At 56.9% G+C, this 19,846-nt stretch carries 17 protein-coding genes; 9 read left to right on the top strand and 8 right to left on the bottom strand.

Annotated features, from left to right (window positions below):
- Positions 1-39 precede the first annotated feature (39 nt).
- The 3 genes from ptsH to cysZ form a co-directional block, all read right to left on the bottom strand.
- The gene (gene ptsH, locus NHG65_RS18915) at positions 40-297 is read right to left on the bottom strand and encodes a phosphocarrier protein Hpr (RefSeq protein ID WP_004936458.1); all 258 of its coding nucleotides are present in this window, start codon (positions 295-297) and stop codon (positions 40-42) included.
- Between the two features lie 395 nt (positions 298-692).
- Entirely contained in the window at positions 693-1,661 is a 969-nt protein-coding gene (cysK, locus tag NHG65_RS18910; RefSeq protein ID WP_099063639.1) for a cysteine synthase A, read from the bottom strand.
- A gap of 183 nt (positions 1,662-1,844) precedes the next feature.
- A complete protein-coding gene (gene cysZ / locus NHG65_RS18905; protein ID WP_099063640.1) occupies positions 1,845-2,606 on the bottom strand; it encodes a sulfate transporter CysZ in 762 nt (253 codons plus the stop codon).
- Between the two features lie 221 nt (positions 2,607-2,827).
- Between cysZ and zipA the strand changes: the two genes are divergently transcribed.
- The 3 genes from zipA (at position 2,828) to NHG65_RS18890 (ending at position 6,138) form a co-directional block, all read left to right on the top strand.
- The gene (zipA, locus tag NHG65_RS18900) at positions 2,828-3,823 is read left to right on the top strand and encodes a cell division protein ZipA (RefSeq protein ID WP_112348740.1); all 996 of its coding nucleotides are present in this window, start codon (positions 2,828-2,830) and stop codon (positions 3,821-3,823) included.
- Positions 3,824-3,901: 78 nt separating this feature from the next.
- On the top strand, positions 3,902-5,923 hold the full coding sequence (gene ligA, locus NHG65_RS18895) for an NAD-dependent DNA ligase LigA (protein ID WP_499182543.1): 2,022 nt from the start codon (positions 3,902-3,904) through the stop codon (positions 5,921-5,923).
- Entirely contained in the window at positions 5,923-6,138 is a 216-nt protein-coding gene (locus tag NHG65_RS18890; RefSeq protein WP_099063643.1) for a DUF3820 family protein, read from the top strand. The genes ligA and NHG65_RS18890 overlap by 1 nt, the downstream gene beginning before the upstream one ends.
- A gap of 36 nt (positions 6,139-6,174) precedes the next feature.
- Here the strand turns inward: NHG65_RS18890 and NHG65_RS18885 are convergent, their stop codons facing one another.
- Entirely contained in the window at positions 6,175-7,173 is a 999-nt protein-coding gene (locus NHG65_RS18885; protein ID WP_099063644.1) for a bile acid:sodium symporter family protein, read from the bottom strand.
- Between the two features lie 95 nt (positions 7,174-7,268).
- Here NHG65_RS18885 and NHG65_RS18880 point away from each other — a divergent pair, with 95 nt between their 5' ends.
- The gene (locus NHG65_RS18880) at positions 7,269-8,189 is read left to right on the top strand and encodes a LysR family transcriptional regulator (RefSeq protein WP_207978936.1); all 921 of its coding nucleotides are present in this window, start codon (positions 7,269-7,271) and stop codon (positions 8,187-8,189) included.
- A 1-nt stretch (position 8,190) separates the two neighbouring features.
- Here NHG65_RS18880 and NHG65_RS18875 read toward each other — a convergent pair whose 3' ends face one another.
- Together NHG65_RS18875 and NHG65_RS18870 are read right to left on the bottom strand one after the other, a co-directional pair.
- Entirely contained in the window at positions 8,191-8,667 is a 477-nt protein-coding gene (locus NHG65_RS18875; RefSeq protein ID WP_099063646.1) for a FlxA-like family protein, read from the bottom strand.
- A 58-nt stretch (positions 8,668-8,725) separates the two neighbouring features.
- Entirely contained in the window at positions 8,726-9,274 is a 549-nt protein-coding gene (locus NHG65_RS18870) for a nucleotidyltransferase family protein (protein WP_099063647.1), read from the bottom strand.
- Between the two features lie 141 nt (positions 9,275-9,415).
- Here NHG65_RS18870 and NHG65_RS18865 point away from each other — a divergent pair, with 141 nt between their 5' ends.
- Together NHG65_RS18865 and eutC are read left to right on the top strand one after the other, a co-directional pair.
- Positions 9,416-10,801, top strand: a complete 1,386-nt coding sequence (locus tag NHG65_RS18865) for an ethanolamine ammonia-lyase subunit EutB (protein WP_499182542.1) — start codon at positions 9,416-9,418, stop codon at positions 10,799-10,801.
- A complete protein-coding gene (eutC, locus tag NHG65_RS18860) occupies positions 10,798-11,589 on the top strand; it encodes an ethanolamine ammonia-lyase subunit EutC (RefSeq protein ID WP_099063649.1) in 792 nt (263 codons plus the stop codon). Before NHG65_RS18865 ends, eutC begins: the two co-directional genes overlap by 4 nt.
- Here the strand turns inward: eutC and NHG65_RS18855 are convergent.
- Positions 11,568-12,470 (bottom strand): LysR family transcriptional regulator, encoded by a 903-nt coding sequence (locus tag NHG65_RS18855; RefSeq protein ID WP_129936630.1) that lies wholly within the window; start codon positions 12,468-12,470, stop codon positions 11,568-11,570. The two genes, eutC and NHG65_RS18855, sit on opposite strands and share 22 nt — an antisense overlap.
- A 437-nt stretch (positions 12,471-12,907) precedes the next feature.
- Here NHG65_RS18855 and budA point away from each other — a divergent pair, with 437 nt between their 5' ends.
- The 3 genes from budA to NHG65_RS18840 all read left to right on the top strand — a co-directional run bounded on the left by budA (position 12,908) and on the right by NHG65_RS18840 (position 17,159).
- Entirely contained in the window at positions 12,908-13,687 is a 780-nt protein-coding gene (budA, locus tag NHG65_RS18850; protein ID WP_099063651.1) for an acetolactate decarboxylase, read from the top strand.
- 39 nt (positions 13,688-13,726) lie between these two features.
- Entirely contained in the window at positions 13,727-15,412 is a 1,686-nt protein-coding gene (alsS, locus tag NHG65_RS18845; protein WP_219016731.1) for an acetolactate synthase AlsS, read from the top strand.
- 139 nt (positions 15,413-15,551) lie between these two features.
- On the top strand, positions 15,552-17,159 hold the full coding sequence (locus NHG65_RS18840; RefSeq protein ID WP_219016730.1) for an ABC transporter substrate-binding protein: 1,608 nt from the start codon (positions 15,552-15,554) through the stop codon (positions 17,157-17,159).
- A gap of 181 nt (positions 17,160-17,340) precedes the next feature.
- Here NHG65_RS18840 and NHG65_RS18835 read toward each other — a convergent pair whose 3' ends face one another.
- A complete protein-coding gene (locus NHG65_RS18835; protein ID WP_099063654.1) occupies positions 17,341-19,620 on the bottom strand; it encodes a TonB-dependent siderophore receptor in 2,280 nt (759 codons plus the stop codon).
- Positions 19,621-19,846: the final 226 nt, after the last annotated feature.

Raw genomic sequence — 19,846 nt, 5'->3', positions numbered from 1 at the left:
CCTTACTCTTGACTGGTGTTAACTAAGAAGACGGGCCGATTACTCAAGCTCTGCCATCAGTTTTACCAGGTGCTCAACGGCTTTCTGCTCGTCTTCACCCTCAGCGGAGATGGTCACTACGGTCCCTTGAGTCAGCCCCAGAGTTTGCAGTTTGAACAGGCTTTTGGCGCTGGCGCTTTTACCGTTGGAGGTCACGGTGATGTCAGACGTGAAGCCTTTGGCTTCTTTCACGAACTGAGCGGCAGGGCGAGTGTGCAGACCATTCGGAGCGGTAATAGTAACTTCTTGCTGGAACATTGATGTTTCCCCAACTTATTGGTGTGTTGTGGAGCTAAAGTTTAGCCCAAGGGTATGACTTTAGCTTGTCTGGTTAGCGCCTGACTATGGTACAGGGGCGAGCATTGATGCAACAGAAAACGACGAGTTAGGCACTTCAGATCAAAAAATTCGGCTTCCATCGTCGTTTTAATCCGCTCTCCATTATGCCGTGTTTAACGCCTTGGCGACAAATGAGTAAATCGATTCAGCTTAAACCAGAAATGAAGGGTGATTAATTTCGCGCATCGAAATAATGCACCGTTAAATACTAAAGCTGGCGGGTAAAATCAATCTTTGACTGCTATAAACTTTGATCCAGTCCACAAAAAAGCACCCCGGAAGGTGCTTTTTTAGCGATTAGTGCGCGGTTGGCACTACTGTTGTAATTCTTGTTCGGTGAACAAATCGGCGAACAACGCGGTGCTCAAATAGCGCTCACCGGAGGACGGCAAAATCACCACGATGGTCTTGTCGGCGAACTCGGGTTCTTCAGCCAGTTTCACCGCAGCAACCACTGCTGCACCAGAGGAAATGCCCGCCAGAATGCCTTCTTCGTCCATCAGACGGCGCGCCATGCTGATGGCTTCGTCGTTGGTGACTTGCTCAACGCGGTCGACCAGATCGAGATCCAGGTTGCCGGGGATAAAGCCAGCGCCGATGCCCTGAATTTTGTGCGGACCCGGTTTGATTTCTTCACCGGCCAGCGCCTGGGTGATCACCGGGGAGTCGGTAGGCTCCACCGCCACGGTGGTAATCGCCTTGCCTTTGGTGTTCTTGATATAGCGGCTGACACCGGTCAGCGTACCGCCGGTACCGACGCCGGAGATGAAAACGTCGACTTCGCCATCGGTATCGTCCCAGATTTCCGGGCCGGTGGTTTGTTCATGAATCGCCGGGTTGGCCGGGTTGCTGAACTGCTGCAGGATGAGGTAGCGGTTGGGATCGGTGGCGACAATTTCTTCCGCCTTGGCGATCGCGCCTTTCATGCCTTTAGCGCCTTCGGTCAGCACCAGATTGGCGCCCAACGCTTTCAGCAGCTTGCGGCGTTCGATGCTCATGGTTTCCGGCATGGTCAGCGTCAGCTTATAGCCGCGCGCTGCGGCGACGAACGCCAGTGCGATACCGGTGTTGCCGCTGGTTGGCTCCACCAGTTCTTTGCCGGCAACCAGTACGCCGCGTTTTTCTGCGTCCCAAATCATATTGGCACCGATGCGGCATTTAACGCTGAAGCTGGGGTTGCGTGATTCAACCTTGGCCAGAATGCGTCCGTTGCCGATACGGTTCAGACGAACCAGCGGCGTATGGCCGATTGTTAATGAGTTGTCTTCATATATCTTGCTCATAGCCCGTCCTTTAACTCTATGAAAATGTGGGGAACGTCGAAAGCATACGCTAACAGTACCGGCAGGGAAGTAAAGAATTGGTATATCTATATGTTATTAGGAAATAAGTTTTAAGCACAAGGGTAAGGGCGCAGATTGCGCGCCCTGTCGAAGAATTAATCGTGAAACGGTCAGTAAAACGACTCAGGAACGAACAAATTGTGGGCGGTAACGATCGACCCACATTGCAGTAGCACCGCAAACCGCGACCGGCAGGATCACCAGATTAAGGATGGGGATCATGGTGAACAGGCTGACCATCGCGCCAAACTGCAGGTTGTCGGTTTTATGCTGGCGCAGTGCGCGGCGCATATCGGCGAAGCTCACCTTGTGGTTGTCGAACGGGTAGTCGCAATACTGGATCGCCAGCATCCAGGCGCTGAACAGGAACCACAGCACCGGCGCCACCGTCTGGCCGATGCCCGGAATGAAATAGAGTATCAACAGCAGCAGCGCACGTGGCAGGTAGTAGGCCAGCTTGCGCCATTCACGCGCCATAATGCGCGGCAAATCTTTCACAATGCCGAAGATGCCGGTGTCCGGCAGCGGTTTGCCGGTCAGGCTGCCCTCCAGGTGTTCGGCCAGCAGGCCGCAAAACGGAGCGGCAATCAGGTTGGTGATGGTGCTGAACAGATAGCTGAACACCAGCAAGACGGAAATGACCGCCAGCGGCCACAGCAAATAGCTAAGCCACTGCAGCCAGGTAGGGACATGGCTCATCATGCTGGGGATCCAATCCCCTAGCTGGCTGAACAACCACCAGAAGGCGGACCCCATCAGCAGTACGTTGACCAGTAACGGTAATACGACATAGCGTTTAATCCCCGGGCGCGAAATCAGGCGCCAGCCTTCGGCAAAATAATGAAGGCCGTTGGTGGAGTGAGAAGGTGACTGCGTATAGGACATATCTTAAGTTATCTCTTTGTCTGAACAGGCTTAGCTATCATATCGGGATGATTTTCTACTGGCTAGGGTGACATTGGCTGAAAAAACAGCAAAAAAAGGCAGTATAATCATCTTTATTGGCATAAAGTTCAGCACGGACTTGCACTTGTGTGCTCGGGCAAATAGAGTTAAAGAGTGAATGTTTGCCGCGGTGGCAATGTATTGGAACAACAGAGATAGCAATGATGCAGGATTTGCGTCTGATATTAATCGTTGTTGGCGCGATCGCCATAATAGCGTTGTTATTGCACGGTCTTTGGACCAGTCGTAAGGAACGCTCATCGCTTTTTCGCGATCGCCCAGCCAAACGTTCCAAAAAGGAACGTGAACAATCCCCGATCGACGAACTCGATGAAGGTGTGGGAGAGGTGCGTGTACGCTCCGCTCACCCGGAAGATGAGCCGTCCTTTGGTCATTTTGATGCCGCTCGCGAAGAACCCGTGGTTGCGCCCAAGCCTGCTCCGGCGGCTGAGCCAGCACCGCGTGCCGTTCAACCGGCTGCTCATCAGGCTCCGCCACCGCTGTCTCAGCGGCCGGATTATGATGACATCCTGTTGGACAATTACGCGCAGGACGAAGACGACGAGCCGCAGCAGCCTGCGCCACGCCGTGAACCGCGCGTTGATGATCTCCCGCCTGTGGCACCAGTAGCAGAGCCGGCATTCCACGCCGAACCTGCTCATCAGCCGCAGCCGGAAGTGAAGCCAGCCGTGGCACACGAGCCTCAGCCAGCGCCTGCTGCCATCAAGGCTAAACTGAAAGAAACCGTACTGGTGCTGCACGTTACCGCACATCAGGGTGGCGTGATCGGCGGCGAAATTCTGCTGCAGAGCGTACTGCAGGCGGGCTTCCAGTTTGGTGAAATGGGTATCTTCCATCGCCATATCAGTCCTGCGGGCAGCGGTCCTGTGCTGTTCAGCCTGGCGAATATGGTTAAGCCGGGGTCCTTTGATCCTGAGATGATGTCCGATTTCTCTACGCCGGGCGTGTCGATGTTTATGATGGTGCCGTCTTATGGCGACGCTAATCAGAACTTCAAGCTGATGCTGCAGTCGGCACAGCGGATCGCCGACGATGTGGGTGGTGTGGTGCTGGACGATGAGCGCCGCATGATGACCCCGCAAAAGCTGGAAACCTACAAAGCGCGCCTTCGTGAAGTGTTGGAAAACAACGCCTGATCGACGGCCACGCGCACTGAACATCCGTAACAACAAAGCCCCCGCTTGCCGGGGGTTTTTTATCTTTGATGGTGAGCCATGGAATCGATAATCCAACAAATCAATCAACTACGAACCTCACTGCGCCATCACGAATATCAATATCATGTGCTGGACGCGCCGGAAGTGCCGGATGCGGAATATGATCGCCTGATGGGGGAACTGCGTGCACTGGAAAGCGCAAACCCGGAGCTGATCACCGCGGACTCTCCGACTCAGCGTGTGGGCGCAGCCCCGCTGGCGGCGTTCGATCAGGTGCGTCATGAAGTGCCGATGCTGTCGCTGGACAACGTTTTCGACGAAGAAAGCTTCCTGGCGTTCTATAAGCGAGTGCAGGATCGCCTGAAGAGCAGCGACCCGCTGACCTTCTGCTGCGAGTTGAAGCTGGACGGTCTGGCGGTCAGCCTGCTTTACGAAGAGGGCGAGCTGGTTCGCGCGGCCACGCGTGGCGACGGCACCACCGGTGAAAATATTACTTCCAATGTGCGTACCATCCGCGCCATTCCGCTGCGACTGACCGGTGACAATATCCCGCGTCGGGTGGAAGTGCGTGGCGAAGTGTTTATGCCGCAGGCCGGTTTTGAGCAGATGAACGAAGAGGCGCGTCGCAAGGACGGTAAAATTTTTGCCAACCCGCGTAACGCTGCTGCCGGATCGATCCGTCAGCTTGACCCACGTATTACCGCCAAACGCCCGCTGACCTTCTTCTGCTATGGCGTTGGCCTGCTGGAAGGCGGCGAGTTGCCGCGCAGTCACTGGCAGCGCCTGATGCAATTCAAAGACTGGGGTTTACCGGTCAGCGATCGTGCCAAATGCTGTACCGGCAGCGACGAAGTCCTGGCATTCTACCGCCAGGTAGAACAGGACCGTGCGCAACTCGGGTTTGATATCGACGGCGTGGTAGTGAAAATCGACGATATTGACCTGCAGGAAACGCTCGGCTTTGTGGCGCGTGCACCGCGTTGGGCGACGGCGTTCAAATTCCCGGCGCAGGAGCAGATCACGCTAGTGCGTGAGGTGGAATTCCAGGTTGGCCGTACCGGTGCCATTACGCCGGTGGCGAGACTGGAGCCGGTGCTGGTGGCCGGGGTGATCGTCAGCAACGCCACGCTGCATAATGCCGACGAAATTGAACGTTTGGGCTTGCGTATCGGTGACACGGTGATTGTACGCCGCGCCGGTGATGTGATCCCGCAGGTGGTGGGAGTGATGACCGAACGCCGTCCGGCGGATGCGCGTGAAATCGTATTCCCACAGCATTGTCCGGTATGCGGTTCCGACGTTGAGAGAGTGGAGGGCGAAGCGGTGGCACGTTGCACCGGCGGGTTGATCTGCGCTGCACAACGTAAAGAAGCGCTGAAGCACTTTGTTTCCCGTCGGGCATTGGATGTCGACGGCATGGGCGACAAGATCATCGAGCAACTGGTCGAAAAAGAGTACGTGAAGAATCCGGCCGATCTGTTCCGTCTGTCCGCCGGTATACTGACCGGGCTGGATCGCATGGGGCCGAAGTCGGCGCAGAATCTGGTTAACGCGCTGGAAAAATCCAAACAGACCACTTTTGCCCGTTTTCTGTACGCGCTGGGTATCCGCGAAGTCGGCGAAGCCACGGCGGCCAATCTGGCGGCACATTTCGGTTCGCTGGATAAGCTGATGTCTGCTGATATTGAGGCACTGAAACAGGTGCCGGAAGTAGGCGAGGTGGTGGCGAAGCACACACGTCATTTCCTCGACGAAGAACTTAATCAGCAGGTAATCCAGGAACTGGTCAGCGACGAAATCGGCATTAACTGGCCGGCACCGGTAGTGATAGTGGCGGAAGAGATCGACAGCCCGTTCGCCGGCAAAACCGTGGTGCTGACCGGCTCGTTGAGCCAGCTTTCCCGCGACGAGGCCAAAGATCGCCTGACGGCACTGGGCGCCAAGGTCAGCGGCAGCGTATCTAAGAAAACCGATCTGGTGATTGCCGGTGAAGCGGCGGGCTCCAAGCTGGTGAAGGCGCAGGAGCTGGGCATCGCGGTCATCGACGAAGCGGAAATGATCCGCCTGTTGGGTGTCTGATGGAAAAAGAGAACCTGATCGAAATCGCCAACACCCTGATGCCGTTCGGCAAGTACCAGGGTCGAGTGTTGATTGACCTGCCGGAAGAATACCTGCTGTGGTTTGCCCGCAAAGGGGAGTTCCCCCAGGGGAAACTCGGTATGCTGATGGAAATGACGTTGGCGATTAAAATCGAAGGGCTCGACCACCTGGTCAAGCCGCTGAAGAGAACTTGAGTTGCCGGGCGCGGTATCTGTGCCGCGCCCATTTTATTATCCCCGTACGGTTTCGGCTTCTGCGCTTAGCGCCGCCTGTTTTTCCTGCTGTTTCTTCTGATAACGCCGAGCCAATACCGCACAGGTCATCAACTGCACCTGATGAAACACCATCAACGGCAGCACCATAATCCCCACGGTCGCGGCCGGGAACAGGATATTGGCCATCGGGATGCCGTTCGCCAGGCTTTTCTTCGAGCCGCAGAACACAATGGTGATTTCGTCGGCTTTACTAAAGCCCAGCCAGCGTGCCATATAAGTGTTCACCACCAGCACAATGGTCAACAGCACCAGGCTGCCCACCACAATAAACACCAGTGAACCCAACCCCACCTGATGCCAGATGCCGTGCGTCACCGCTTCGCTGAAGGCGGCATATACCACCAGCAGAATCGAGGTCTGGTCAGTTTTGCCGATCAGCTTGCGGTTGCGTTCAATCCATTTGCCGATCAACGGCCGTGACAGATGACCGGCAACAAATGGCACCAGCAGTTGCAGCACGATGGAGCCCACTTGTTGCAGGCTGCCGGTTTCTCCGTGCACGTTCATCAACAGCCCGACCAGCAATGGTGAGACGAAGATCCCCAGCAGGCTTGAGGCAGACGCGCTGCACACCGCCGCAGCCACGTTGCCGCCCGCCAGTGAGGTAAAGGCGATGGCCGATTGCACGGTAGCAGGCAGAATGCACAGGTAGATAAAACCGGAATACAGCTCGGGGCTGACGTTGACCGGCGACCACCATTTAAACAGCACGCCGAGCGTCGGGAAAATAATAAAGGTGCTGAACATCACCCACAGGTGCAGCCGCCAGTTGTTGCTGCCGGCCAGAATGGCTTCGCGAGACAGCTTGGCACCGTGCATAAAGAACAGCAGGGCGATGGCGGCGATGGTCAACGCGTTCAGCCAGCCGACGAACTCGCCGCGCGCCGGCAGGAACGAGGCCAGCAGCACGGTGGCGATCAGCGTCAGGGTAAAGCGATCGGGCAAAAATCTCATGGCGGCGTACTCGAAGAAAAATCAATGCACCCATTGTCGCGCGACGGCATATAATAATTAAATTGATTTATTTAATTCATTTATGAATAAAAAACATGAATTACTCGATTAAACAACTCAGGGTTTTTGTCGCCATTGCCCGGCACCGCAGCTTCAGCCGGGCCGGTGAGGCGATTGGCCTGACCCAGTCGGCGGTCAGTCACAGCGTAAAAGAGCTGGAGGCGGAAATCGGCGTACGCCTGCTCGATCGCACTACCCGCGAAGTGCTGCTGACCGACGCCGGGCAGCGGTTGGCCAACCGCGTTGAACGATTGCTGGATGAATTACAGTCGTCATTGCTGGATGCGCGCAGCTTTGGCGTGCTACGCAGTGGTACGGTGCGGGTGGCGTCGAGCCAGACCATCTCTGCGCACCTGATGCCGCAATGTATCGCCGCAGGGGAAAAGCAGTATCCGGAGATCCGCATTATGCTGCGTGACCAGGCGCAACAGCAGGTGCTGCACAGCATTCGCAACGCCGAGGTCGATTTTGGCATCGTGGTCGATCCGGTGCAGGCGTTGGATCTGGACTGTGAACCGATCCTGCATGAACCTTTCCTGCTGCTGTGCCGTAACGATCATCCGTTTGCCGAATTGCCCGAAGTGCACTGGTCGGCGCTGAACGGCAGTCGGCTGGTGTTGCAGGATTATGCCTCCGGCAGCCGACCGTTGATTGACTGCGCACTGCGCCAACAAGGGGTGGAAGCTACGGTGGTGCAGGAGATTGGCCACCCGGCTACGTTGTTCCCGATGGTGGCGGCGGGTATCGGCATCAGTATTTTTCCGGCGTTGGCATTACCCTTGCCGGAAGGGGGCCAGTTGAAGGTTCGGCGGCTGGTGCCGGAAATCAACCGTGCGCTGATGCTGGTACGGCGTAAAAACCGCTCGCTGACACCGGCGGCGGAGGTCATCTGGCAGGTGGTGGGACAGCAGGCGGCGTTGTTGCAGCAGCAGCGCCAACGGCAGGCGGATTACTGAGTTAAATATACACATCCACGGCGTTAAGTGCGGTCGGGCGGTTGATGCCGTCGCCTTTGGCGGGGGTAACGCTGTCAGCCGTTTTGGCCATTTGCTCTGCCTGCTGTTTTTCCATCTCTTCTTTCTGAATCCGCGCGATTTCGGCCTGCAGCATTTTGATCTGTGCCTGGATCAGCTGTCTCTGTTTTTCGATCTCTTTAGGATCACCATCCGAGTCTTTCAGATCTACCAGCTTTTGTTGCAGATCCTGGATTTGTTTATTCAGCGATTTGATCCGTGCTGAGGCGCTGCTGTCGGCCACTTTTACCTGATCGCTACCGCCCGCTTCCCTGGTTTCTTTCATCTTGCCGCCTTCCGGCTGCTGGTTGACCGGTTTGGCCATCAGCAACTGGCCTTCGTTACCGGGGGCGCTAAAAACCTTGCTGATGCCGGGTACGGTGTTTTTCACCGGGACAATCATGGTAATGCTGGTCGACATAATACTCTCCCTGAGTTTGATTCTGCTGCTCAGGGTATCGGCCGCGCGGGGGAAAACTTTACCCGCGGATTTGCCGCAGGCGTGGCCAGTGTTGCAACCAGCCTTTGCTGGTTACCCGTTGTTCATAGGCGCTGAGGTCGCCGTTTTTGGCATTGAAGGTGATGGTGTCATCGAACAACCCGTCGAGGCCGAATGGCGCGACCAGTTGGATGCTGTCGTCAGCGTTCAGACGTGCGCCCACCGCGGTTTCCCGCTCGGTCCAATAGCTGATGGCATCTTCGCTGTTAAGATAGGGCGCCCGGCCGCTGCGCAGATGCATACGCGCCTGGTTTTTCACCGACCACGGCTGTGGCAACCACTCTTGCAGTCGCGTTTCCAGCATTTGGTCACGCTCCGCTTCCGGGCGTTGTGGATCAAAATGGATCACGTCGATGTCGTTAAGCGGCGTTGACGTGGTGTAACCGTGCAACCGATCCCACACCAGATTACGCACAAAACCGGCCCCCAGGCACCAGTCATTCAGACCAAGCCGCCGTGCGGTGCGCAATGCCGCCATTCTTTCACTATCTTGCTGTAACCACTGGATAATTTTCTGTTGCCGGGTCATTACCTCTCCTTTGTTGCGGCTACTGTAACCTGAAGTGCCCGTGGGTGAAACAGCGAGCGAATATATTCGCTGGCCGACTGACTACACTTGGTACAGGGTTTGCAACTTCAGGTGAGTATTCAGGGCACAACAGGGGACACTATGTATCAGGCAACGCTTAGCCGGCGCAGCTACCGTTTCAGTGATTTACGCCAGTTGATGGCCAAGGCGTCACCGGCCCGTTCCGGCGACTATCTGGCGGAAGTGGCGGCGGACAGCGCAGAGGAACGCATGGCAGCGCGCATTGCGTTGGCAGAGGTGCCGCTGAAAACTTTCCTCCAGCAGTTGCTGGTGCCGTACGAACAGGACGAGGTGACACGGCTGATTATCGATAGCCACGATGCGTTGGCCTTTGCGCCGATTTCGCACCTGACGGTGGGGGACTTTCGCGACTGGCTGCTGAGTGAGCAGGCGGACAGCGCTATGTTGGCGCGGGTGGCCGCCGGCATTACGCCGGAAATGGCGGCGGCAGTGAGTAAACTGATGCGCAATCAGGATCTGATCCTGGTGGCTAAAAAGTGCCGGGTGATCACGCGTTTTCGCAACACCATTGGCTTGCCGGGCCACCTCAGCGTGCGACTGCAGCCGAACCATCCTACCGATAGTCTGCAGGGCATTGCGGCCAGCATGCTTGATGGCCTGCTGTATGGCAGCGGTGATGCGGTGGTGGGCATCAACCCGGCCAGCGACAGCCTGCCGCTGCTGGAGAAACTCAATTATATGCTGGACGACGTGATCCAGCGTTTCGCCATTCCTACCCAATCCTGTGTGTTGACGCACGTCACCAATACGCTGCGCCTGATCGAACGTGGCGCGCCGGTGGATTTGGTGTTCCAGTCGATCGCCGGTACCGAGGCGGCCAACAGCGGTTTTGGCATCAATCTGGCCCTGCTGGCGGAGGCGCAGCAGGCAGCGCTGAGCCTCAATCGCGGCACTCTGGGTCATAACGTCATGTACTTTGAAACCGGGCAGGGCAGTTGTTTGTCGTCCAATGCGCACCACGGTGTTGATCAACAAACCTGTGAGGCACGTGCCTATGCGGTAGCGCGACATTTCTCGCCATTGCTGATCAACACCGTGGTCGGCTTTATCGGGCCGGAGTACCTGTACGACGGCAAACAGATTATCCGCGCCGGTCTGGAAGATCATTTCTGCGGGAAATTGCTCGGCCTGCCGCTGGGTTGCGACGTGTGTTACACCAATCACGCGGAGGCGGATCAGGACGATATGGATACGCTGTTGACGCTGTTGGCCACCGCCGGGCTGACCTTCCTGATTGGCGTTCCGGGGGCGGATGACATCATGCTCAATTACCAAAGCACCTCATTCCACGACGCGCTGTATATCCGCGAACTGCTGGGGCTGAAGCATGCGCCGGAGTTCGCCGACTGGCTGACGAAAATGCATATCATCGACGATCTGGGGCGACTGCGCGACACCGCCGCTAATCATCCGCTGTTGCTGGCGTTACAGGGAGAGCAACCATGAGCAAGCCGGTCCACGTTAATAGTTGGGATGCGCTGCGTGCCTTTACCGATGCGCGCATTGCGCTGGGGCGCACCGGCGCCAGCCTGCCCACCGAGGAGCTGCTTAAATTTGGCCTGGCGCATGCGCAGGCGCGTGATGCGGTGCACCAGCCGTTCGACAGCGATACGCTGGCCAGCGCTTTACAGCATCAGGGCTGGCAAACCTTGACGGTGCACAGCCAGGCGGCCGATCGTACCGCTTATCTCAGTCGACCGGATCTGGGGCGTCGGTTGGCCGCGGACAGCCGCAGCCTGCTGCAGGGCCTGTCGGACAAGCCGGCTGACTTACTGCTGGTGGTGGCGGACGGTTTGTCCTCCAAGGCGGTACATCGTCAGGCGCTGCCGTTGTTGCAGGCGCTGCGGCCTTATCTCGACCTATTGGGGCTCTCGGTCGCACCGGTGGTGTTGGCGCATCAATCGCGGGTGGCATTGGGGGATGATATTGGTGAATGTTTGCGGGCCAGAGCGGTGGCGATGTTGATCGGCGAGCGGCCGGGCCTGTCATCGCCGGACAGCCTGGGGATCTACCTGACCTGGGGGCCGAACACCCAGCGGCGGGAGTCGGAGCGTAATTGCATTTCCAACGTGCGTCCGGAAGGGCTGGATTACCCGCAGGCGGCGTTTAAACTGGCGTGGCTGCTGGAGCAGGCTTTCCAGCGTCGCCTGACCGGAATAGAGCTGAAAGACGAAAGTGACAACCCGGCGCTGTATGGCCAGGTATCACCGCTTCACTCCCAACTCGGCGGCTGACCGATACTTTGCTTGAGCAGAGTAATAAACAGATTCAGCCGTGTGGACACCTTCGCCAGCGGCCGCAGCAGATAAATCCCCTGTTGCTCCTGCCGCGGATCTTCCAGCAGCGGCAGCAACCGACCGGCCTGAATATCCGGCCCGACGACCCAGTTGGGTAAAAAGGTGATCCCCAACCCCAGCAGCGCCGCCTCGCGCTGAGCGGTAAAGTCATCACAGCGCAATACCAGATTGCAGCGATCCATCAACGGAGCGCTGAGAATTTGTGCCCAACAGGCCGGCTGTTGTTTGTGATAGCGGGCAATCAGCCGATGTTCCGGCAAGGCGTTCAGGTCGGCTGGGCGGCCATAGCGCGCGAGATAATCAGGGCTGGCGCACATCATCCAGCGCTGGGTGGCTATCCGGCTGGCATACAGCCCACTGTCTTTCTGCTCGCCGATGCGGATGGCGGCATCCAGCAGTTCCTGGGTCGGATCGGTCTGACGCTCTGTTAAATCCAGCTCAACAAACAGCTGCGGATAGCGTTCAGCCAGCGTCGGCAACAGTGGCAGAATATAGGTTTTGCCAAAGGTCGGCAGGCAACTGATGCGCAAGGTGCCTTGCGGCCTGTCACTCAGCGAAGTCAGTTCGGCGCGGATATCGCTGATATCCGTCAGCAACGTGGTGGCTCGCGTCTGCAGCATTTCCCCGGCGTCCGTCAGCATCAGACCGCGCGTTGAACGAATAAACAGCGTCGCGCCCAAGGCACTTTCCAGTGCATCAACGTGGCGCACCAGCGAAGAAGGCACCATTCCCAGCTTGCGGGCGGCGGCGGAGAAGCTGCCCAACAGGGCCACCTCGAGAAATATCGGCAGATGTTCAACATAGCGGGCGTCATTCATCTTTGCATTATATGCAAAAGCGTTTCTTATGAATACCTGGTTCTCCGTCCGTCGCAATGCGGCTACTCTTTTTTGGTGCTTACGGCGGATAACAACGTGCCATGAGCTCACCGCACAGAGCAAGAATGCATAAGACACGCGGTTTTTAGAACTTCAGATAGCTTGTTTTTCCCAGGCACCGCCGTGTGCCTGCGGTATTGATAACTGCTTCAACACCAGACTAACCGTTCAATTTGGCACCCTGTTTAACGACAATGATTAGTGAATCTAAACCGTTGTTGACCTTGGGTGTCACCGGCCTGCCGTGCCGGTTTTTTTGTCATCGTTGGCTGAATCGTTCCAACTGAACGCGTCGCCGGTGACATCTTTGCTCACCTTCAGGTGAGCATTTTTGAACGCGCGGGGCATTCCACTCCGCGCTGGTGGAGGAGTAGTTTATGAACGAAGACCACGGGTGTTCCTGTGCGCAGCATTTGGCGCAAGGGTTTGCCAGGCAGTCGCTGAGCGTTGGGGAGGGCGAGATCTACCAAATCTCGCTGATGAGCGCGTTAATCAGCGGCGTTTACGAAGGGGAGGTCACTATTGCCGAATTGCTCCGGCACGGTAACTTCGGCCTGGGCACCTTCAATCACCTTGACGGCGAACTGATCGCCTTCGACAAGGAAATTCACCAGTTGCGCGCCGACGGCAGTGCGCGGCCGGCCAGTCTGCAGCAGAAAACCCCGTTTGCCGTTGTCACCTTTTTCCAACCGAGCATTACCCAAAACTTTGATCGCCCGATCACCAAGGCGCAACTGCACCAGTGCATTGACGAACAGGTGGCTTCACCAAATCTGTTCTGCGCGGTACGCGTTGACGGCGAATTCAGCCACGTGGAAACCCGCACCGTACCCCGCCAGGAACGCCCCTATCGCCCGATGCTGGAAGCGATAGAGGAGCAGCCAACCTTTGCCTTTCATCACTGCCAGGGCACCCTGGTCGGTTTCCGCTCGCCTGACTATATGCAGGGCATTGGCGTGGCCGGTTATCACGAACATTTTGTCACCGAGGATCGCAACGGCGGCGGCCACGTGCTGGATTACCAGCTCGACCACGGTCGCCTGCAATTTGGCGTGATCACCCGTCTCAATCTTCAGTTGCCGCATGATGCGGATTTTCTGCGCGCCGACCTCTGTCCAGAGGATTTGGACCGCGCAATTCGTTCTGCCGAGGGTTAAGTCCGCGACAGTCTTGGGTTAATTTTCAGGAGGTATTCCATGAGCAAGGCAAAAACAGACCATAACTGGGCGTGCGGCGCAGATTTAGTGGTGAAAAATCTGGAAGCGCAGGGGGTTAACTACGTATTCGGCATCCCGGGAGCCAAGATTGATCGGGTATTTGATTCGCTGGAGGACGCCCCCTCGATAGAAACGGTGGTGGTGCGTCACGAAGCCAACGCCGCGTTTATGGCAGCGGCGGTCGGGCGTTTGACCGGTAAGGCCGGGGTGGCACTGGTGACCTCCGGGCCGGGCAGTTCCAATCTGATCACCGGGCTGGCGACCGCCACCTCGGAAGGGGATGCGGTGGTGGCGTTTGGCGGGGCGGTGAAACGTGCCGATAACCAGAAGCAAACCCACCAGAGCATGGACACCGTCAGCATGTTCCGGCCGGTGACCAAGTATTGCGCCGAGGTGCATGCCGGTTCGGCGATTTCGGAAGTGATCGCCAATGCTTTCCGCCACGCCGAGTTTGGCCGTCCGGGGGCATCGTTCGTCAGCCTGCCGATGGACATCGTCAATGAGCCGGTCAGTGCACCGGTGCTGGCGGGGTGCCGATTGCCGCGCATGGGGGCAGCGGCGGCGGCGGATATTGGTGCGGCGGTCAAACTGATCCAACAGGCGAAATGCCCGGTGCTGCTGTTAGGCCTGCAGGCCAGCCGTCCGGAAAACAGCGAGGCGGTGCGTCAGTTGCTTCATCGCACCCATATGCCGGTGGTGGGTACCTATCAGGCGGCCGGGGTGATCGACGTCAATCACTTCGCGCGTTTTGCCGGGCGTGTTGGGTTGTTCAACAACCAACCCGCCGACCAGCTATTGCAGAAGGCCGATCTGGTGGTCAGCGTTGGCTACGGGCCGATCGAGTACGATCCCTGCATGTGGAACAGCCAGGGCCGATTGAAACTGGTGCATATCGACGTGCTGCCGGCGGACATCGACACCTGCTATCGCCCGGACGTCGAGCTGGTGGGCAATATCAGCGCCACTCTCGACATGATGACCGAAGCCTTTAACAGCGTGGTGAGCGTACCGGCGGAGGTCGAACTGATCCTCAGCGATCTGGGGCGTCAACGCAATGAATTGGCGGAACGTGCCGCACGGCGCGGCGGTATGCCGATCCACCCGTTGCGCATCGTGAAAGAGTTGCAGGACATTGTCAGCGACGACGTAACGCTGTGCGTGGACATGGGCAGTTTCCACATCTGGATTGCACGTTACCTTTACAGTTTCCGCGCGCGCCAGCTACTGATTTCCAACGGCCAGCAGACCATGGGGGTGGCGTTGCCGTGGGCCATCGGTGCGGCGCTGGTGCGCCCGGGGGACAAAGTAGTGTCTATATCCGGCGACGGCGGTTTTATGCAGTCAAGCATGGAGCTGGAAACCGCGGTGCGGCTGAAAAATAACATCGTGCACGTGATTTGGGTGGATAACGCCTACAACATGGTGGAAATGCAGGAGGTGAACAAATACCAGCGTAAATCCGGGGTGGAATTCGGCCCCATCGACTTTAAAGCCTATGCTGAGGCCTGTGGTGCGGTCGGGTTTGCCGTGCAGTCGGTGGAGGACTTGCGGCCCATGCTGCGTAAGGCGATGGAAATTCAGGGGCCGGTCGTGGTGGCCATTCCGGTGGATTACGCCGACAACTACAAACTGATGGCGCAGATGAACTTCAGCCAGATGATTTAATTTCAGCAAGTCGTTAAACCACGGGGAATGCCGCCTCTGGCACTCCCCGTTTTCCATGCTCAGAATTTGTTCTTTACATCCCTAACTGCATGATTTATTGGTATCCCTCGAGTCTGTTTTTTACTCTGGGGATGGCACGATGAATCAGAAATCAAAAGCAAAAGCGATAACAATGACGCTGGGATTATTGGCCCTGGCGGTGATGGGCGGCGCGCGCGCCAGCACGCTGGTTTATTGTTCCGAAAGCTCGCCGGAAGGTTTCAATCCGCAGCTGTTTACCTCCGGCCCGACGGTCGATGCCAGTTCGGCGACCATTTACAACCGGCTGGTGGATTTCAAAACCGGTACCGTCGAGCTGCAACCGAGCCTGGCGGAAAGCTGGCAGGTGAGCGAAGACGGCAAGAATTACACCTTTCATCTGCGTAAAGGCGTGAAGTTCCAGAGCAACAAATACTTTACTCCCACCCGCGACTTTAATGCCGACGACGTCATCTTCTCCTTTATGCGGCAAAAAGACGCCAATAACCCTTATCACAAGGTCTCCAACGGGGCTTACACCAACTTCGAATCGATGGAGTTTGGTTCGCTGATCAACCAGATTGTCAAAGTGGATGACAACACCGTGCGCTTTGAACTTTCGCGCGCAGAAGCGCCGTTTGTGGCCGATCTCGGCATGTATTTCGCCACTATTCTATCCGCCGAATATGCCGATGCGATGCTGAAAGCCGGCACCCCGCAGCGGGTGGATAACGATCCTGTCGGTACCGGCCCCTTCCAGTTGGTGCAGTACCAGAAGGATGCGAAGATCCTCTACAAGGCGTTCGACCAGTATTGGGAGGGCAAACCGAAGATTGACCGTTTGGTGTTCTCGATCACCCCGGATGCGGCGGTGCGCTTCGCCAAGCTGCAAAAGAATGAATGCCAGGTGATGCCATTCCCCAACCCGGCGGATCTGACGCGTATGCGTGAGGACAAAAATATCCAGTTGATGGAGAAATCCGGGCTGAACATCGGTTTCCTGGCGTTCAACACCCAGAAAAAGCCGTTGGATAACCTCAAGGTTCGGCAGGCGCTGGCTCTGGCGGTGAACAAGCCGGCTATTCTCGAAGCGGTGTTCCATGGCGCGGGGCAGCCGGCGAAGAACCTGCTGCCACCGACCCAGTGGGGCAGCAATGATAAAATTGAGGACTATCCGTACTCACCGGAAAAAGCCAAACAGTTGTTGCAGGAGGCCGGGCTGGGCCAGGGCTTTGCTATTGACCTGTGGGCGATGCCGGTACAACGGCCGTACAACCCGAATGCCAAGCGCATGGCGGAGATGATCCAGGCCGATTGGGCGAAGATCGGCGTGAAGGCCAAGATTGTCACCTTCGAGTGGGGTGAGTACCTGCAGCGGATAAAAAACGGTGAACATCAGGCAGCACTGATGGGTTGGACCACTGCCAACGGCGATCCGGATAACTTCTTCGGCCCGCTGTTTACCTGCGTGTCGGCCAATGGGGGTTCGAACTCGGCCAAGTGGTGCTACCCACCCTTTGATAAGCTGATTTTGCAGGCGCGTGAAGAGAATGACCACGCCAAACGGGTGGCGATGTATCAGCAGGCGCAGGTGATGATGCATGACCAAATGCCGGCAATGATGATTGCCCACTCAACCATTTTTGAACCGGTGCGCAAAGAAGTGAAAGGTTACGAGATCGACCCGTTTGGTAAGCACATCTTCAAACAGGTCTCGCTGGAGAAATAATAAAAAGGGGCTGCATGGCAGCCCCTGAGGTCGTTGGCAATCGGCTCTGCTTTTTAATGGTAGGGGCGCTGCATGCTGCGCCCAGTTGCATAAACACTGGGTTAAATCGGGTCGAACATGTTCGACCCCTACCGGTTTAGCCCCTTAGTGGGGGGTTAGCAGTCTTGATTAAGCTGGCCGTTTAGAAATGGGTATTCACGCTCATATAGTAAGTCCGGCCCGGTTCGTTATAGGTGGCTGCCCCTGCACCGGCGATATTAATCGCGCCGGTGGTTGGATCACCCACGTTCTGCGAGTTACCTTCACGGAACTGGCGTTTGTCGAACAGGTTGTCGATACCGGCGGTCAGGCTGATGTTCTTGGTCACATCATAGGTGGCGCTGGCGCCCACGACGGCGTAAGGGCTGACTTCCTTGGTTTCGGTGCCGCTAACCGGCTTACCCTGGTAGTTATACTTCTTCGGTTTCTGGCGGCCGTACCAGGTCAGGGTCGATTGCATCGACAGCTCCTGGGTTGCCTGCCAGCTCAGGGTCGAGTTGATGGTGAACTCAGGAATAATCGACAGGTAATCACCGGTCGTCTTATTCTTGTTTTCAATCATGTAGGTGGCGTTGTTGGTCCAGGAAACGGTCTCGCTCACCGGCACGTTCAACGACCCTTCCAGCCCCTGTACTACCGCTTTAGGCACGTTTTCCCACTGGTAAATGGCGGTACCGGTGCTGCTGGTGCCGATTCGGGAGTTGCCCGCTTCAATTTTGTTGTGGTAGTCGTTACGGAAATAGGTCACGCCGGCCAGCCAGCCGTCGTTATGAAATTCCAGACCAATCTCTTTGTTGACGCTGGTTTCCGCTTTCAGATCGTCGTTACCCAGCAGGTAACAGCCATTTTTGACGTCGCTGGACGAACAACCTTGCCCCTTGCTGTAGAGCAAATAGTTTTGGTTGGTCTGGTACAGGTTTGGTGCCTTATAGGCACGGGCGATGCCCATCTTCAGGGTGAAGAAGTCGCCCAGTTCCTGCGACAGGTTCAGTGACGGGCTCCAGTTGTTGCCAGCCTCGGAGTGCAGGTCGTAACGCAGGCCCGGTGTCAGCATGGTGCTGTCAGTCAGCTCCATATTGTCTTCGGCAAACAGCGAGAAGATATGCGCGGAGGCGTAAGGGCTACGGGTGCCGGTGTCTTGGCCTGGAATGGTGCCGCCCATCTGAGTTTGGCTGGTGGAGGAGCCGTCCTTCATCTTCTGTTGGTTCCACTCGGTCCCGACCGTGGCGGTTTGCGTCACGCCCAGTTCGAATGGCACGCTGACTTCGCTGTGCGCCAGGAAATCGTCCAGCTTGGTGGTGCCGAAACCCTCGTTTTTGGTATCGAAGATGCCTTCGGTACCGCCGGCCAGGCCTTCGTTCAGACGGGTATTACGCGTGCGTTCGAACTGAATATAGTTGTTGGTGCTGACGCCGTTATCCCAGGCACCACGATGGTTGAGGCCGAAGGTTTCACGGTAAATACGGTTGGTCTCTTTGCCGTAGTTGCTTTGCACCAGCGCGTTGGAGTTGGTGTTTTGGGTATCCCCGGCATACAGGTTGCCCTGGCGACCGTAGGCATACTCAAACTCCAGTGACTGCAAGTGAGCAAAGTCCCAGTGCAGCATGGCATCGATGTTTTTGTCTTCTACGCCTTCACGTCCGGAGGGCGTGCTGCTGGCATAAGCACCCACACGCGCGGATTTGTGTGATTCGTTGATATCCCAGGCATCGGCCTGAGTTTTGCTGTAGCCGCCAAACAGGCGGAAGCTCAGATCGTCGGTCAACGGACCGGACAGGCTGAAGTCGGTGCGCTTGGTAGAGCCTTCTTGCTTGTGCTGCGGGACGTTGAAGTAGGCATTTAACGAGCCGTGCAGCTCTTTGGTGTTCTTCTTGGTGATGATGTTGACGACGCCACCGGCGGCACCGTTGCCGTAGCGTGCTGCCGCCGGGCCGCGCAGCACTTCGATGCGTTCAATCATCTCCGGTGGCACCCAGGCGGTATCGCCACGGGTATCACGTTCGCCACGCCAACCCTGACGCACTGAATTACGGCTGGTAGCGGGTTTGCCGTCGATCAGGATCAGGGTATTTTCCGGACCCATGCCGCGAATATCGATCTGGCGGTTGTTGCCGCGCTGGCCGCTGGTGGAGTTACCGGTCAGGTTAACGCCAGGCATGGTACGGATCAGTTCGCTGATATCGCGCGCCGGTGGGCGCTTTTTGATTTCGTCGGCGCTGATGGTAGAAACGCCTGGGGCCTGCAGGTTCTGCTTGGCGGCGGTCACAACAATGGTTTCTTCAGCGGGTTGTTTTTTGTTTTTGGCGACGGAGTCTGTTTCTGCGGTGGTTTCTGTTTGCTGTGCGGCGTGCGCAAAGGCGGACGCGCCTAATCCTAACCCGATGAGTGTGGCTAAGGAATAACGAGATAATTTGCGGTTCATGTGAGTGTTCCTACCTTGCTGCCTTTCCCGGGGCACCCAAGCTGTAGGCCACCGGCGGAGAGAAGGGCGGTTGTAGTTTTTGTGTTTTCGAAAATAAAAATCCAGCCAGCCGAGACGCGACGACACCGATACCGACATTGGATTCAGCGCTAAAACCCGGTATCCATCCCTGTTGAAGAATACCTGCCCCGTTTGCGGGCCTACACACACTATTGCAAACGCAAAT

The organism is Serratia myotis (assembly GCF_027474885.1).
Taxonomy (GTDB): domain Bacteria; phylum Pseudomonadota; class Gammaproteobacteria; order Enterobacterales; family Enterobacteriaceae; genus Serratia; species Serratia proteamaculans.
This window is presented reverse-complemented; position numbering and strand designations above follow the sequence as displayed.